This window comes from Pseudooceanicola sp. NS-SX9 (assembly GCF_057380705.1).
Genome location: NZ_JBXXRN010000003.1, coordinates 242,912 through 257,132 on the forward strand (window position 1 = coordinate 242,912; position 14,221 = coordinate 257,132).

Here is a 14,221-nt window from a genome sequence, read left to right on the forward strand (position 1 = left end):
CCAAGAATAGAAATTATATGCCATTTACTGTTATAACTGATCATAACAGTTGGACCCATGCAGACCCTCAAGCCGATCCGTGTCTTCCTGAGCGTCGTCGAACAGGGCAGCTTTGTCGGCGCGGCCCGCAGCCTGCGGATGACGCCGGCTTCGGTCACCCGCATCATCGCCCAGCTGGAGGCCGACCTGGGCCAGCAGCTGCTGCTGCGCACTACGCGGCAGGTTTCGCTCAGCGGGGCGGGGGCGCTGGTGGCGGCCCGCTACCGCCCGGTGCTGGAAGAGTTCGACCGCGTCACCGCCGAGATCACCGGCACCGCCCGGCCCGACCGGGGCAAGCTGACGATCAATGCGCCGATGTCCTTCGGGATGCGGCTGATGCCGGGGCTGGTGTCGGGGTTCCGCCTGGCCTATCCGCAGATCGCGCTGGACCTGCAGCTGACCGACGTGCTGGTCGATATCCTGGACGAGACCTGCGACCTGGCGATCAGGATCTCGGATCCGCCGGGGGACAAGTCGACGATCTGGCGACGGATCTGCCATGTGCCGCGCATGGTTGTGGCCGCGCCGCAGCTGTTCGAGCGGCTGCCCCGGCCGGTCACTCCCGACGATCTGCTGCCGGCGCATTGCCTTTCCTACGGACACCAGGGCGCGCAGGAAAGCTGGACCTTCCAGCGCGGCGGGCTGCGGCGCACGATGCGCGCCGGCGGCGATCTGGTCTCCAATAACGGAGAGTTCCTTTGTGCCCTGGCGATGGCGGGCAACGGCATGGTGAACCTGCCGGAATTCCTGGTGCGGGACGGGCTGGCCTCGGGGGGGCTGGAACAGGTGCTGCCCGACTGGCAGATCCCGCCGCTGAACCTGATGCTTTATTATCCGCCCTACGAGACCCTGCCGCCGCTGGTCGCCACCTTCACCGATTTCTTCGAGGCCTATATCCGCGATGTCGAAAGCCTTGATTTCGGCATCTCGCGCTAGCGGCGGGCGGGGTCAGGGCAGGGGTTCCGACAGCTCGATCAGGTTCAGATCGGGATCGCGCAGATAGACCGAGCGCAGCGGCCCGGTGGCCCCGGTGCGGGTGACCGGCCCTTGCAGAAGGGGGACGCCGCGGGCCTGCAGCCGGGTGATCGCCTTGTCCAGGGGAATATCGAGCAGCAGGCACAGGTCCAGCGCGCCCGGGACCGGCAGATGGGCCTTGGGCTCGATCTCCTGTCCCTTGACGTGGATGTTGATCTTCTGCTGTCCGAAGCACAGTGCCTTGCGTCCGGCACCGAAGGTTTCCAGGCGCAGGCCCAGCAGGTCGACGTAGAAGGCCAGGCAGGCGGTTTCGTCGGTGGTGGTCAGGACCAGATGGTCAAGGCTGCGGATCATGGCGGTTCCTTTCGGGATATCGTGGCCGGATCAGGCGGGGCAGCGCGGCCGGGTCTGGCGGCGTGCGCTCAGGATGTCATGGGCCTGCACCAGAAGCATCCCCAGAAGCACCACCACCCCGCCCAGCAGGAAGTCCGGCGTCAGCCGCTCGCCCAGCAGCAGCGCCCCTGCCAGCACGCCGAAGACCGGGGTCATGAAGCTGAGGACACCAAGCCGCGACGAGGGGTAGATTTGCAGCAACCGGAACCAGACCAGAAAGCTGAGGGTGCAGACCAGTGTCGTCTGCAGACCAAGGTTGACCAGATCGGCCGGGCGCGGCGCCATGCCCATCCGGCCCGTCAACAGGCTGAAGCCAAGGGCTGCGCTCCCCGAAACGAAAAGCTGATAGGCCAGGGTCTGGGCGGGTGGGGCTGCGGCCAGGCGGGTCGTGCGGATGACCACGGTCGTCATGCCCCAGCTCAGCCCCGCCGCCAGGCCCAGCAGGTCACCCAGGATCATGCCGGGGGCCATCGGCGCCTGCCGCTGCAATCCCGGCAGCAGGAAGATGGCCGCGACGCCTGCAAAGGCGATGCCAACGCCCAGCCATTGCAGCCGTGACAGCCGCTCGTCCGGCTGCGACAGGTGCAGGCCGATGGCCGCAAAGATCGGCGCGGTATAGAGGAACACCCCCATATGCGAGGCCGAGGTCCAGCGCAGCCCCTCTCCGACCAGCAGGAATTCCAGCGCAAAAAGCGCCCCCGCCGCACCGCCCGGCCCCAGGAACAGGCGCGGGTGCCAGCGATCACGAAAGATCAGCCGGCTGATCGCCAGCACCAGGGCCGCCGCGATCAGCGATCGCAACCCGATCTGCAGCAGCGGGTCGAAGGCGGGGGCGGCCAGTTTCATGGCGCTTTGCTGCACGCCCCAGGCCAGGCACAGCAGGATCATCAGCCCAAAGGCGGTCAGGTCGATCGGTCGTTTCATGAGGACACCGTAAGAAGAACTGCGGCCCTTCTACATTTGGCGCATATGGGGTATATAGCGTAGATACGCCAAGCCATGCCGGGATCGCGCCAATCATGACCATGCCGCATCTGCGTCAGCCGCCGGATCACCGCACTTTGCCTGCTCCGGTCTGGTTCCGGGTCGAACAGATGCCTGAAAACGGCACCTATCCGCTGCTGCGCCACGATTGGGGGGAATTCGTCTATTCCTACAGCGGTATCACCGAGCTGCGGACCACCGGGCAGGTGCTGGTGGCGGCGCCGCATATGGCCTTCTGGATCCCGCCCGGCGTCGATCACGTGGGGTTCAACCGACGGGCAACGGTGCATATCTCGGTCTATGTCGACCGGGCGCTGTGCACGGCAATGCCCGGGCGCGCGGCTTCATTGCAGGTGACGCCGCTGCTGCGCGCCATCCTGGATACGCTGGAACAGGCCCGCTTTGAGGGTACCGAAGTGCAGAACCGGCTGTTGCGCGTAATGGTGGATGCGATGGCCCATTGTGCCGTCGGCGAGAGCTTTTTGCCCGACAGCGACGATCCCGGCTTGCAGCGGCTGCTGACGGCGCTGCGGGCTGATCCGGCCGACCGCCGCAGCACGGCGGCGCTGGCGCGCGCCTTCGGCCTTAGCGAGCGGACGCTGGTGCGGCGCTGCGCCCGGGATCTGGGAATGTCGCTGACCGACTGGCGCAACCGGCTGCGCGTCGTGCGCGCGGTGGCGCTGCTGCAGGATGGCGCGAGCGTCGAGGCGATTGCGCTGGATCTGGGCTATGCCACGGCTTCGGCCTTCATCGCGATGTTCCGCGCGGTGACAGGCGACAGTCCGGCCCGCTATGTCGGCCGCTGAGCCCTTCGGGAGGGTTCGCGGCGGACCCGGGCGACGGTTGCGGGGTCGCTTTCCTTACCGCGCATCGGGTCCATCAAGGCAAGGTGCCCGCTGCGGGACAACCGGGAAAGGGGGCGGGGCTTGCCCAACACCCGGCCGGGCTTGCCCATCGCCGCCGGTGGCGCCCGTGGCGATCATGCTGTTGTCGGCCCCCCTGACGTCTGAGGCGGCAAGATGGGGCTGCCCGTCCCTTGGGCTGCCCGTCCCTTGGGCGGGCCTTCCCGGGGCCGAGGGCAAGGGCCCTGTCCGGCCTCCGGGGCCTCGCCGTCCGTCCCTGAGGCCAAGTTGCGGTACCGGCGCTGCGCCGTCATCGGATCCGGCCGGCCTCACTTCCGGGATCGCTGGCCGGGGGCGCGGTGATGACGGCAGGGCTCTGCCGCGTCGATCGCTGGGTGGCGTTGCGGCCGGTCATCCGGGCACGGCATGGTCCCCGGGCGGGCCCAGCACGCTTTCGGCCAGCCGGTCACGCAGCCATTGCTGGGCCGGGTCGTGCTGCAGCCTTTCATGCCAGACCAGGATCTTGCGAAAGCCGGCAACCGGCAGTGGCGGCGGCGCGGTGACAAGGCCCGCCTCGTCCCGGACCAGCCGCTCTGGCACCAGCGCGATCACGTCCGAACGCCGGATCAGGTCGATCAGGATGGTGAAGTTCGGCACGCTGGCCACCACCCGGCGCCGTCGCCCGAGGCGCGCCAGGGCCTCGTCCGTGGGTCCGGCGAAAGCGGTGCCGTCATGGGACATGATCGCGTGATCGAGGCCGCAAAAGGCCACCAGGTCATGCAGCTGGTCCTGGCAGGGGTGACCGGTGCGGGCCATGGTCACATAGCTTTCGTCGAACAGCTTGCGGGCGCGCAGCCTGTCCGGGGCCATTTCGGGGGTGACCAGCGCCAGATCCAGTGCGCCTTCTGCAAGGGCGCGGGCAAAGTCGGGCGCGACGGGGTGTATCGCCAGGCGGATGCCCGGCGCCATGCGGCGTAAGCGATCAAGAAACGGCAAAAGCACGGCGCGCTGCGCATAATCGGTGGCGGCGATGCGCAGGGTAAAGGCAGCCTGTCCGGGATCGAAGCGAGGATCTGCCGCAAGGGTCCGGCCAGGGCTTCGGCGCGCGGTGTCGGCAGGATGCCCCGCTGGGTGCGCACGAACAGCGGATCCCCCAGCCCGTCGCGCAGCCGGGCCAGCATGCCGCTGACGGCCGGCTGGGTGACCCCCAGCCGATCTGCCGCCCGGCTGACCGACCCTGTCTGCAGCAAGGCATCCATCACCCGCAGCAGGTTCAGGTCGAAGGTTTTGATATCTGGTATGGTGATATCTGATGCAAGGTAACGCGATTGGCGTTATAGGACGTTCCGCCGCATACCTCCAGCACAATGCAAGCACTGGAGAGTTCCATGTCCGATATCCTGTGGCCGGAAGGCTTTGTTCCCGGGTTCACCGACAATTTTGCCTCCAATGAGGTGATTGTGGCGGATCTCGGCGCGGCTGAGGTCTGGCCCTTCCTGGCGATGCCTGCGCGCTGGCCGGACTACTACCACAATGCCACCGAGGTCGAGATCCACGATGGCAAGGGCCCCGAACTGCAGCTGGGGGACCGGTTCTTTTTCCGCACCTTCGGTTTCCCGGTGCCCGCGCGGGTCGTCGAATGCGTGCCGCCGGTCCGTGGTCAGCCCGGGCGCATCGCCTGGCATGGCTGGGCCGGGGAGGAGGGCGCGGCGGACCGCCTGGATGTCCACCACGCCTGGCTGATCGAAGAGCTGTCGGGGAACCGGCTGCGCATCCTGACGCAGGAAACCCAGAACGGCGCCCCGGCGCGGGAATTGGCCGCTGCCGTGCCGAACCCGATGATCAATGGTCACCAGGACTGGTTGAATGGCCTGGTTCGGGCAGCGCGGGCGGCGCGGCCCTGAGGGGCTGCCGCGGTCTGGGCATCTGAGGCTGCCGATTTCGGACCGGGCGGGATGATGGCGACAATCGCGGGTCCGGGCTTTGGCGCGACGGAGCGTCGGATGGCGGCTCACCTGCCGGCGGCCGGGGCCGCTGGGACGGTATGGAACCGCTCGTCCGGGTCCGGTGGCCCGCCTGCGCGGATCCGGGCGCCCGGCGGGGGGCCGTCGGCTTCAGGCGCGGGTGTCGCGGCTGCAACCGCAGGGCGGGGCCGGTCGGCCGGTGATCGTCCTTGCCGGGGCCGATGCCGGTGTTGCGGCTGCGGCCGATATTCCCGCGCCACGGGCCGCTTTCCGCATCCGGTGGCGCCCATGAGCCGCGCGGCGGTGGTCAAGCTGATGGCCAAGACCCTGTCAGGGCGGCAGATGGCGGTCTGGGCGGGCCTGTTGCCGATGCTGCGCGCGCAGGGGCTGGATCCCGGGGCGGCGCTGGCGGCTCGGGCCTCGGCCTGGGGGCCGGTGGCGGGGTATCTGATCCCGCCTGCGTGCCATGCCGATCCGTGCTGCAGGCCCGGTGGCTCGGCGGCATGCGCCCTCCCGAAGCCCGGGAGCGCGCTGCCGCTGCACCCGCGTTTCTGCGCTGTTGGGGGGCCGCAGGCCTCGGGGCGCTGATCATGAGCGTGCTGGTCCAGCTGCATCCCCCGGACCGCCGAGACAGCCTGACCGTCGAGGCCGCCTGACCGCCGTCTGGCGTTATCGTTTTCAGCATGAATGATAATTGGAAGGCGCAGTTGCCACGCCCCACATCGTAAGTCGACAGGCCCTTGCGGGTGGCGTGATCGCGCCGTCCGGTCCTGATCATTTTTCACCTTCCCGGTCCGCATCGCGGCCGGGGCCCAGACCCGAGACCCTGATGACCGACCTGTTCCACCCGCTTCGCCTGCCTGGCCAGATCCTGAAGAACCGCGTCGCGCTGGCGCCGATGACCCGGGCGCGCAGCCCCGGGAACCTGCCGACGCCCGAAACCGCGCGCTATTACGCGCAGCGGGCGGGCGCCGGGCTGGTGATCACCGAAGGCACGGTGGTTTCGCCCGAAGGATCGGGCTTCGTCGATTGCCCCGGGCTTTGGTCGCCCGAGCAAGTGGCGGCCTGGCAGCCGGTCACCCGTGCGGTGCATGACCAGGGCGCGGCGATCTTCAGCCAGATCTGGCATGTCGGCCGGGTCAGCCATACCTCGCTGCAACCGGGCGGTGCCGCGCCGGTCAGCAGCACGGCGCAGCGGGCCTGCCGCGCCATGGCCTTTGGTCCGGGTGCCGATGGCCGGCCGGGTTTTGTCGCCGCCTCGGCCCCGCGCGCGCTGGCCACCAAAGAGGTGTCCCGCGTCGTCGGCGATTTTGCCCGCGCGGCCGAACATGCCGTCGCCGCTGGTTTCGACGGGGTCGAGATCCACGGCGCGAATGGCTATCTGATCGAGCAGTTCCTGAACGGCGCGGTCAACGACCGCGTGGATCGCTATGGCAGTCAGTCGCTTGAGAACCGGCTTCGCTTTGCGCTGGAGGTGGTCGATGCCTGCATCGAACGGATCGGTGCAGCCCGCGTTGGCATCCGCCTGTCGCCTTTCGGACGGCTGCACGACCTGGGCGATTTCGAGGGCGAGGCCGAGACGTTCCTGGCCCTGGCAGGCGAACTCGACCGGCGCGGCATCGCTTATGTCCATGTCATGGATCAGGCCAGTCGCGGGGCGCCGGCGATGCCTGAAGGGTTCCTGGGGCGGCTGCGTGCGGCCTTTGGCGGCGTGCTGATCCTGGCGGGCGGGCTGGACCGGGTGCAGGCAATGGAAATGGTTGCGACCGGACAGATCGACATGGCGGCATTCGGGGCGCCCTTTACCTCGAACCCGGATCTGGTGGAACGGCTGCGCCACGACTGGCCGCTGACCCCGCACGATCCCGATCGCTACTATGGCGGCGATGCGCGTGGCTATACCGATTGGCTCTGCTACAGCCCACGGCCCTCGCAGGCCTGACCCCGCCCGCTGCCGACCGGCTGCCTGTCGGGCAGCCAGCCAGCCGATGCTGGGGGCGTCCCCGGGCCGCGCCTGAGGATGGTCTTTGCCCAGAACGCCTTCCGGGGCGGGGCGCGCCGCCGCGGCCCTGGCATTGGCCGGTGCGCTGGCCCGGCGCCCGTGCCGGATGCGCAACCGCCGCATTGACCCGATTGCCCCACCTGTTCTCTGCCTGGCCCAACCGGGACGGAGAGCAGCCGCTGGAACGCGGATGGGTCGGACAGGCCAGGCTGGTGGGACCCTTCTGTCGCTGACCGTACGCTGGGCGGGCTTGTCCTGCGGGCTTTCGGGGCCTCTGTGGCCGCACGGCTGGTCTGGACACTGGGTGTCGCGCCCGGGCTTGCCGTGCTGCCGGGCGAAATCGCTCCTGGAGTGTGGGGCCGCGAGGCGGGCCTGGACATCGTGGCGGCGCTGTCGCGGGCAGCGCAGTTCGGGTGTGCAGATCAAGGGACCCGCGCGCCGGAGGCGACGGTGCGGGTCCATGCGCTGGTCCCTGATAAGGCCGGCACGCTGACCGACGGGCGCCCGCGCATTGTCGCGATCAATCCGCTGGGGGATGTGAGCGGTTGCTGCCGCTGGCGGCGGCGCCCGATCCGGCGTCGCAGCATCCGGTGGCACAGGTGCCGGTGCGGGCGGCTTGCTGCTGTCGGCCCACAGGGCCAAACGGCCTGGCGAAGGCATGATCGGCTGCATCGAAGGCCAGGAGGGGCGGCTGGGCGGCGACCGCTTCGTGGCGGACCGGGTTGGCTGACCTGCCGGGGCCGAGCCGAATTTCCTGCCCGGAGCGCTGGCGGTGGCGCTTGATGGCCGATCCCCGGTGCGCGGGGGCGGTCAATTGATGACGCGGCTGCACGGGCGGCGTACAGCGCATCCTTCTGGCCACGGGCGACCGGGCTGCGGTGACGTGCGAGGTCGCGGGGGACCGGGATGCGCTGCGCGCGGATCTGACGCCCGACCAGAAGGTTCTGCTGGTCCTGGGCGCGGCCCGGTGATGAGGGTGGGGGACGGGGTGAACGACGCGCCCGCACTGACGGCCGCCGATATCGGCATGGCCATTGGCGCGCGCGGTGCCGCCGCCTTGGCCCAGCTCGCCGATGTGGGGCTGTTGGTCGGCCGGATGGGCCGCCTGGCCCGGGGGATCGAGATCGCCCGCCACATTGCCTTGCAAAGCGGGATCGCCGGGATCGGTCTGTCGGTGGCAGGGATGCGGGTATCTCAGCCCGGTCGAGGGCGCTCTACCGCAGGAGGTCATCAACGTCATCGTCAACGTGCTCAGGGCGCTGCGCATCCGCCCCGCCGCCGGGCCGGGCGATGAAACAGAAGCCGCCGGAAGGGCTGACCCTCAGGGCAGCAGGCCGCGCAACAACATCGGCAGGCGGGTGAACAGGTCTGGCGGCAGCTGCCGGGCCAGCCCGCTGACCGAGGCCATCGGCAACGCCTGATCCAGTCCCGGCAGGTCGGTCGTCAGCTCGGCCAGGCTGACCCCGCCCGAGCCATCGTAATCCAGTTGCGACATCAGCCCCAGTCCGACCAGCGGCAAGGTGGGGATCAGCCCCAGGGTGATCGCATAGGATCCGCTGTCGATGCCGGTCCGCGCGGCCTCTTCGGCCAGGGTCTGCAGCAGGGCGATGCGCAGCCCGCGGGCGATCTCGGCTGGCCGAAGGTCGCCGTCCGCCGCCACGTCGAGAAAGGCGAAGGCTTGCAGCGCGCAGGCCTCGGACCCGGTCCGGCAGTTCAGGATAAGGTCTGATCGGTGCAGGGCGGCAAGCTCGGCGAAGGGCAGGGCCAGTGCCATCGGCAATTGGTCGCAATGCGCATAGGCGGTTGCCTCGGCCGTGGCAAAGACGGTTGGCAGGTCGATGTCCCGGGCAAAGGCGGACTCGGCGCTTTCGTAATAGGATATCAGATTGTCATCTTTGCGCTTCAGGAATTCCCGCGATGTCGGTTCCTCTTGCAGCAGGGTCCAGCCATCGTATTGCGCCGCCTCTGCATGGATGTTGGAATAGAAGGCACGCGGGGCGCCGGCATCGCGCCCCGCGATGGGCGTTGTTGCAGAACTCAGCCGGTGAAGGATTCACATCGGGAATCCATGCGGTTAGACGCGCTGCATGAGCAAGCCCAAGCCCGCCCGCTACCACACGACAAACTGGTCTACCTACAACGATGCGCTCAGGAAGCGCGGGTCACTGCTGATTTGGCTGAACAAGGAGATGGCCTGGCACGCGCCGCATGAGGGACGCCCAGGGCGCCCGCCAGTTTTCTCGGATGCCGCGATCCAGTTCTGCCTGTCGATCAAGGTGCTGTTCAAACTGCCGCTCAGACAGACAGCCGGGATGGTCGCGAGCCTCCTGCGGCTCGCAGGACTGGACTGGCCCATTCCCGACTACTCGACGCTGTGCCGTAGGCAGAAGACCCTCAAGGTGCAGATCCCCTATCGTCGTGCCGACGGGCCGCTGAATCTGCTGGTGGACAGCACCGGCATCAAGTTTCTTGGCGACGGCGAATGGCAGGCCCGCAAGCATGGTGTTCAGGGTCGTCGCCAATGGCGCAAGGTGCATCTGGCAATGGACACTACCACTTCGGATATCCGGGCCGTTGAGTTCACCCCCAGCCGGGAAGGCGACAGCCCCATCCTGCCAGACCTGTTGGGCCAGATCCCCGAGGACGAGGACATCGGCACCGTGACTGCGGATGGCGCCTACGATACCCGCCGATGTCACAGCGCCATCATCGCACGCGGCGGCTCGGCAATCATACCGATCCGAAGGAACGGTCGGGCTTGGAAAGAGGACTGCCCGGCTGCCAAGGCGCGCAACGAAACCCTGCGCGCCACACGTCACTACGGCCGGGCGTTCTGGAAACGGTGGACCGGATACCACGCTCGCAGCCGCGTGGAGGCCAAGATGCGCTGCATCAAGTCCTTCGGCGAGCGCATCGCTGCAAGGGACCCCGATCGCCAAACCGCCGAAATCCACATCCGCGTCGCTCTTATCAATCGCTTCAACGCGCTCGGCACCGCCGAGGTTGTTCGCGTGGCCTGAGCCTGAACGGGAAAGGGGCACTCACGTCTCAGGCCGCCTTTCTGCAACAACGCCGAGCTGAACAAGCAGCTGAACAATGCCGTGGCCGGTGCGCTGCTGGGGGCGGCCCTGGGGGCGGCGATGGCGGGCGGCAACAACCGTGCGCGCGGTGCGATGCTGGGGGCGGCGGCGGGTGGCCTGGCGGGCTATTCGATGACCTACCTGAACCAGAAGAAGCAGACGGCGAAGGATCAGAAGGCGCTGCTGGCCTCGATCAACGGCGATGCGAAAACCGAGACGACGCTGGTGACGCAGACCGGCAAGGCGGTGGCGGGCCTGCGTCAGTGCCGGGCGCGGCAGGTGTCGCAGCTGGCGGCGGGTGTGCGTTCGGGCAAGGTGCCCAAGGCCAGCGCCCGGACCCAGCTTACGGTTCTGAAACGGCGCATCGCCAGCGACAACAAGGTCATCTCGGCCACCTACAATGGCATCGGCCAGCGGGTGGATGCCTATGTGGATGCCTCGGCTGCGGCGGCAAAGGTGGACCGGGCCAGCTATCTGGCCGGGCGCAGTGCGCAGGCGCGCGCGGCGACGCCCAGCGTGTCCCGGGCGTCCTCCAGCCTGTCGGCGCAGAAGGTGGCCGATCAGAAGGTCCGGGCCAGCATCGAGAAGAACGTGCAGGCCGTCGAGCTTTTGCTGGGATGAGGGGGCGGCATCTGGCGCAATGCCTGGCGCTGCTGACGGCGGGGCTGGGCGCGGTGATGGCGGGTCCGGCCCGTGCCGATCTGCCGATCGAGGTGGTGCGGGCCTTCGGCCTGTCGCCGCCGGTCACCTCGGGGCGTGATCTGGCGGATATTCAGCGCGACCTGCTGTGGATCGGCCATTACCAGGGCCAGATCGACGGTCGTGACGGACCAGAGACGACCGCCGCAATACAGGCCTTCCAGCGCGGCCTGGCGATGCCGGTCACCGGCAGCCTGACCGTGCAGGAACGGGCCCGCCTGGCGGCGCTGGCGCGCGACACCCGCGATGGCATTGATCTGCAGACCGAGCCCTCCGACTGGACCGGCATCCGCATGCCCGTGCCGCGCGGTTTCGTCGGCCCGGCCGAGGTGGCCGGTGACGACCACCTGGGGATCCAGTTTTCGGGACGGGCGGCGGTGCCGTTTTCGATCACCCAGATGCGGTTCGAAAACCCGTCCTCGACGCTGGATGCGCGGATGCTGGCGCGCCGGATGGTGGCCAAGAAAAGCGATGCCGAGGTCCTCTCGACCGGGATCGCGGGGTCCATCGGCTACTTCCTGATCCGCGAGGCCGACGTCAAGATCTACGCCATCCTGGCCAGCCAGCGCGGCGAGACCCGGGGGATCTTGATCAGCGCCTCGGCCTCGCTCGACGGGCCGCTGAAGCCGGTGATCGCCGAGGTCCTGCAGGGCTCGGACCTGTTCGACGGCGCCGGGGTGCCGTTTCGCGCGGTCGCCGCACGCATCCGCTCGGGCGATTACCCCGGCATGAGCGACCGGCCCGACTGGTACCGCAGCATGAAGGCCAGCGGCTCCGGCTCGCTGGTCTCGACCGAGGGGCACGTGCTGACCAATGCCCATGTGGTGACCGGCTGCGACAGCCTGAGCGTGCAGGGCCAGCCCGCCTACCTGATCGGCAGCGATGCGCGGCTGGACCTGGCGCTGGTCCAGGCGCCGCGCTTTGCGGGGCGGGAACCGATCGTCTTTCGCGACGATGCGGTGGGCCTGGGCGAGCGGGTCATCGTCATGGGCTATCCGGTCTTCGATGTCACCCAGGCGCTGAACGTGACCGAGGGCGTGACCTCCAGCACGCAGGGCATGGAGGGCAGCCGGCTGGGGCTGCAGATCTCGGCGCCGGTGCAGCCGGGGAATTCGGGCGGGCCGGTGCTGGATGATCGCGGCCGCCAGATCGCGGTGGTGGCCAGCAAGGCCGGCAAGGGGCTGCGGACCGAGGTCGGGGTCGAGAACATGGCCTGGGTCATTCGCGCCGATGTCGCGACCGCCTTCCTGGCGCGCTATGGCATCCGGTTCCGCCATGCCGGGAGCGATGCACAGGCCGGGGATCCCGCCCTGCCCACGCCCGAGCTGGCCGCCCGCCTGCGCTCCAGGACGCTGCGGCTGGAATGTCACTGACGGCGCCGCGCGCCGCCCTTGCACGGGGCCGCCGGGATGGCGTATCCGGCGCCCGTGGCGGTTCCATTGGTATTTCCCGGGGCAGGATGGCAGATGGCGCCTTTCCGGCAGAAGATCAGGCAGGCGGCAGAGGCCCGGGGGATCGGGGCGCTTTACCATTTCACCTGGGGGCAGAACCTGCCGGGGATCCTTCAGCGGGGCCTGCTGTCGCGGCCTGATCTGGCCGAGGCGGGGCTGGATCACTGGATCACCGACAGCGCCCGCTGGGACGAGACGCCGCGGGCGATTTCCGTCTCGATCGATTCCCTGAACACCGCGATGTTCGAGGCCAAGCGGCAGCAGCAGCGGCGCGGCTGGGTCGTCCTGCAGCTGCGCCGCGAGGTGCTTTGGACCCACAGCTGCCGGTTCTGCCGCCGCAACGCCGCATCGCGCGAGATGCGCCAGGCCCGGGGCTTTCTGGGAGGTCCCTGGGGCTTTGAAAGCCTCTTTGAGGATGCGGTGCAGCGGGTCCCGGGGTTGCCCGATCCGGTGTCGCGGCGGGCCCATTTCGCGATCCCCGATCACCTGCCGACCTGGAACGATGCCGAGGTGCAGGTTCTCGATCCGGTGGCGGCGGGGCTGATATCGGCGGTGCTGGTGGGGGATGGGGGGCAGGCGGCCTGGGCGCAGGCGCTGGTCGGGCAGGCGGGGCTGGGCTGCGCGGTCCTGGTCGAGGCCGCTCTGGCCTGATCCCGCGCCACGGTGTTGCGGGCTTGCCTGCGGCGCGGGGCTGTCGTTTAAATCGGCGCCGATCCCGGTGGGCCGGGCGGGGGACCCGTGGGCCCGTAGCGCCGGACAGGCAGGAAGAGGGGCAAGAGGTGAAGATCGCGGTTTTCGATGATTGGTCCGGCAGTGCCGCCGCAGCGGCGGACTGGGACAGGCTGCAGGCCCAGGTGGTGTTCTTTCGCGACGCGCCTGCGGATCCGGTGCAGGCGCTGGACGGGTTCGACGTCGTTTGTCTGATGCGCGAACGCACGCCCTTTCCGGCCGAGGTCATAGACGCGCTGAAGACGGTGCGGCTGATCGTGACCACCGGCCCCCGCAACGCCAGCATCGATCTGGCCGCGGCGGCGGCGCGCGGCATCACCGTCTGCGGCACCCGGTCACGCAAGACCACGACGTCCGAGCTGACGCTGGGCCTGCTGCTGGCGCTGTCGCGGGGGCTGCTGCCCCAGGCCCGTGCGCTGCGGCAGGGCGGCTGGCAGGGGGCGCCGGGGCGGGACCTGGCGGGCCTGCGGCTGGGCCTGATCGGTCTTGGCAACATCGGTCGTCAGATGGCGGTGCTGGGGGGCGCGCTCGGCATGGAGGTGTCGGCCTGGTCCCCGAACCTGACGGCGGAACGGGCCCGTGCGGCCTCGGTGCGCTTTGTGCCGACGCTGGAGGCTCTGGCGGCCGAGGCGGATGTGGCTTCGGTGCACATGGTGCTGTCGGCGCGCACGGCGCAGCTGGTGGGGGCGTCGTTTTTCGCCGCGCTGCCCGAGGGGGCGGTGTTCCTGAATACCTCCCGCGCCGGGCTGGTGGACCGTGCGGCGCTTTTCGAAGGGATGCGCCGGGGGCGTCCGGCGCTTTGCGGCATCGACGTCTTTGAAACCGAGCCGCTGCCGGACGGGGATCCCTGGCGTCTGGCGGCCGAGGAATTCGGTGACCGGCTGCTGCTGACGCCACATCTGGGCTATGTCACACAGGCCACCTGGCAGATGTTCTACGGCGACACGGTCGAGGCGATCGAGGCCTTCATGCAGGGGAATCCGATCCGCTGCCTGTGATCGGGCAGCGCTGGCGGTGGGCAGGGTGACGGTGGTCCGTTGACCTGCCGCCGAGGCGTCGGGTC

The 14,221-nt window shown here is 69.0% G+C and carries 15 protein-coding genes and 1 pseudogene; 11 read left to right on the top strand and 5 right to left on the bottom strand.

Annotation, left to right across the window (positions count from 1 at the left end):
* Positions 1 to 57: 57 nt before the first annotated feature.
* The gene (locus AC2ITM_RS19685) at positions 58 to 975 is read left to right on the top strand and encodes a LysR family transcriptional regulator (protein WP_486469854.1); all 918 of its coding nucleotides are present in this window, start codon (positions 58 to 60) and stop codon (positions 973 to 975) included.
* A 12-nt stretch (positions 976 to 987) separates the two neighbouring features.
* Here the strand turns inward: AC2ITM_RS19685 and AC2ITM_RS19690 are convergent, their stop codons facing one another.
* The gene (locus AC2ITM_RS19690) at positions 988 to 1,368 is read right to left on the bottom strand and encodes a VOC family protein (protein ID WP_486469855.1); all 381 of its coding nucleotides are present in this window, start codon (positions 1,366 to 1,368) and stop codon (positions 988 to 990) included.
* A gap of 30 nt (positions 1,369 to 1,398) precedes the next feature.
* Positions 1,399 to 2,331 (bottom strand): DMT family transporter, encoded by a 933-nt coding sequence (locus AC2ITM_RS19695; protein ID WP_486469856.1) that lies wholly within the window; start codon positions 2,329 to 2,331, stop codon positions 1,399 to 1,401.
* 95 nt (positions 2,332 to 2,426) lie between these two features.
* Between AC2ITM_RS19695 and AC2ITM_RS19700 the strand changes: the two genes are divergently transcribed.
* A complete protein-coding gene (locus AC2ITM_RS19700; protein WP_486469857.1) occupies positions 2,427 to 3,197 on the top strand; it encodes an AraC family transcriptional regulator in 771 nt (256 codons plus the stop codon).
* Between the two features lie 447 nt (positions 3,198 to 3,644).
* On the opposite strand, the gene AC2ITM_RS19705 is transcribed toward AC2ITM_RS19700, so the two are convergent.
* Positions 3,645 to 4,235: a LysR substrate-binding domain-containing protein gene (locus AC2ITM_RS19705; protein ID WP_486469858.1), complete on the bottom strand. Its 591-nt coding sequence runs from the start codon at positions 4,233 to 4,235 to the stop codon at positions 3,645 to 3,647.
* Positions 4,236 to 4,390: 155 nt separating this feature from the next.
* Positions 4,391 to 4,492: pseudogene (locus AC2ITM_RS19710) on the bottom strand (helix-turn-helix domain-containing protein); the annotation flags it as partial.
* 129 nt (positions 4,493 to 4,621) lie between these two features.
* Here AC2ITM_RS19710 and AC2ITM_RS19715 point away from each other — a divergent pair.
* The 4 genes from AC2ITM_RS19715 (at position 4,622) to AC2ITM_RS19730 (ending at position 8,493) form a co-directional block, all read left to right on the top strand.
* Positions 4,622 to 5,137 (top strand): SRPBCC domain-containing protein, encoded by a 516-nt coding sequence (locus tag AC2ITM_RS19715; RefSeq protein ID WP_486469859.1) that lies wholly within the window; start codon positions 4,622 to 4,624, stop codon positions 5,135 to 5,137.
* 348 nt (positions 5,138 to 5,485) lie between these two features.
* Positions 5,486 to 5,785 carry a hypothetical protein gene (locus tag AC2ITM_RS19720; RefSeq protein ID WP_486469860.1) on the top strand — a complete coding sequence of 100 codons (300 nt, stop codon included), beginning with the start codon at positions 5,486 to 5,488 and terminating at the stop codon, positions 5,783 to 5,785.
* 241 nt (positions 5,786 to 6,026) lie between these two features.
* Positions 6,027 to 7,139 (top strand): alkene reductase, encoded by a 1,113-nt coding sequence (locus AC2ITM_RS19725; protein ID WP_486469861.1) that lies wholly within the window; start codon positions 6,027 to 6,029, stop codon positions 7,137 to 7,139.
* Positions 7,140 to 8,187: 1,048 nt separating this feature from the next.
* Positions 8,188 to 8,493: a hypothetical protein gene (locus AC2ITM_RS19730; protein ID WP_486469862.1), complete on the top strand. Its 306-nt coding sequence runs from the start codon at positions 8,188 to 8,190 to the stop codon at positions 8,491 to 8,493.
* Between the two features lie 27 nt (positions 8,494 to 8,520).
* Here the strand turns inward: AC2ITM_RS19730 and AC2ITM_RS19735 are convergent, their stop codons facing one another.
* Positions 8,521 to 8,973, bottom strand: a complete 453-nt coding sequence (locus AC2ITM_RS19735; protein ID WP_486469863.1) for a hypothetical protein — start codon at positions 8,971 to 8,973, stop codon at positions 8,521 to 8,523.
* Between the two features lie 313 nt (positions 8,974 to 9,286).
* Between AC2ITM_RS19735 and AC2ITM_RS19740 the strand changes: the two genes are divergently transcribed.
* The 5 genes from AC2ITM_RS19740 (at position 9,287) to AC2ITM_RS19760 (ending at position 14,156) form a co-directional block, all read left to right on the top strand.
* Positions 9,287 to 10,219, top strand: a complete 933-nt coding sequence (locus AC2ITM_RS19740; protein WP_486466497.1) for an IS5 family transposase — start codon at positions 9,287 to 9,289, stop codon at positions 10,217 to 10,219.
* An 81-nt stretch (positions 10,220 to 10,300) separates the two neighbouring features.
* Positions 10,301 to 10,900: a glycine zipper 2TM domain-containing protein gene (locus AC2ITM_RS19745; protein ID WP_486469864.1), complete on the top strand. Its 600-nt coding sequence runs from the start codon at positions 10,301 to 10,303 to the stop codon at positions 10,898 to 10,900.
* On the top strand, positions 10,897 to 12,351 hold the full coding sequence (locus tag AC2ITM_RS19750; protein WP_486469865.1) for a trypsin-like peptidase domain-containing protein: 1,455 nt from the start codon (positions 10,897 to 10,899) through the stop codon (positions 12,349 to 12,351). Before AC2ITM_RS19745 ends, AC2ITM_RS19750 begins: the two co-directional genes overlap by 4 nt.
* A gap of 93 nt (positions 12,352 to 12,444) precedes the next feature.
* A complete protein-coding gene (locus AC2ITM_RS19755; RefSeq protein ID WP_486469866.1) occupies positions 12,445 to 13,080 on the top strand; it encodes a DarT ssDNA thymidine ADP-ribosyltransferase family protein in 636 nt (211 codons plus the stop codon).
* 128 nt (positions 13,081 to 13,208) lie between these two features.
* Positions 13,209 to 14,156, top strand: a complete 948-nt coding sequence (locus AC2ITM_RS19760) for an NAD(P)-dependent oxidoreductase (protein ID WP_486469867.1) — start codon at positions 13,209 to 13,211, stop codon at positions 14,154 to 14,156.
* The last annotated feature ends 65 nt before the right edge of the window (positions 14,157 to 14,221 follow it).

Bases quoted from the DNA above. Each gene is read 5' to 3' on its own strand.
- AC2ITM_RS19685 (WP_486469854.1), top strand. From the start codon at position 58: ATGCAGACCCTCAAGCCGATCCGTGTCTTCCTGAGCGTCGTCGAACAG.
- AC2ITM_RS19755 (WP_486469866.1), top strand. From the start codon at position 12,445: ATGGCGCCTTTCCGGCAGAAGATCAGGCAGGCGGCAGAGGCCCGGGGG.
- AC2ITM_RS19725 (WP_486469861.1), top strand. From the start codon at position 6,027: ATGACCGACCTGTTCCACCCGCTTCGCCTGCCTGGCCAGATCCTGAAG.
- AC2ITM_RS19700 (WP_486469857.1), top strand. From the start codon at position 2,427: ATGACCATGCCGCATCTGCGTCAGCCGCCGGATCACCGCACTTTGCCT.
- AC2ITM_RS19695 (WP_486469856.1), bottom strand. From the start codon at position 2,331: ATGAAACGACCGATCGACCTGACCGCCTTTGGGCTGATGATCCTGCTG.
- AC2ITM_RS19720 (WP_486469860.1), top strand. From the start codon at position 5,486: ATGAGCCGCGCGGCGGTGGTCAAGCTGATGGCCAAGACCCTGTCAGGG.
- AC2ITM_RS19750 (WP_486469865.1), top strand. From the start codon at position 10,897: ATGAGGGGGCGGCATCTGGCGCAATGCCTGGCGCTGCTGACGGCGGGG.
- AC2ITM_RS19690 (WP_486469855.1), bottom strand. From the start codon at position 1,368: ATGATCCGCAGCCTTGACCATCTGGTCCTGACCACCACCGACGAAACC.
- AC2ITM_RS19735 (WP_486469863.1), bottom strand. From the start codon at position 8,973: ATGGCACTGGCCCTGCCCTTCGCCGAGCTTGCCGCCCTGCACCGATCA.
- AC2ITM_RS19740 (WP_486466497.1), top strand. From the start codon at position 9,287: ATGAGCAAGCCCAAGCCCGCCCGCTACCACACGACAAACTGGTCTACC.
- AC2ITM_RS19715 (WP_486469859.1), top strand. From the start codon at position 4,622: ATGTCCGATATCCTGTGGCCGGAAGGCTTTGTTCCCGGGTTCACCGAC.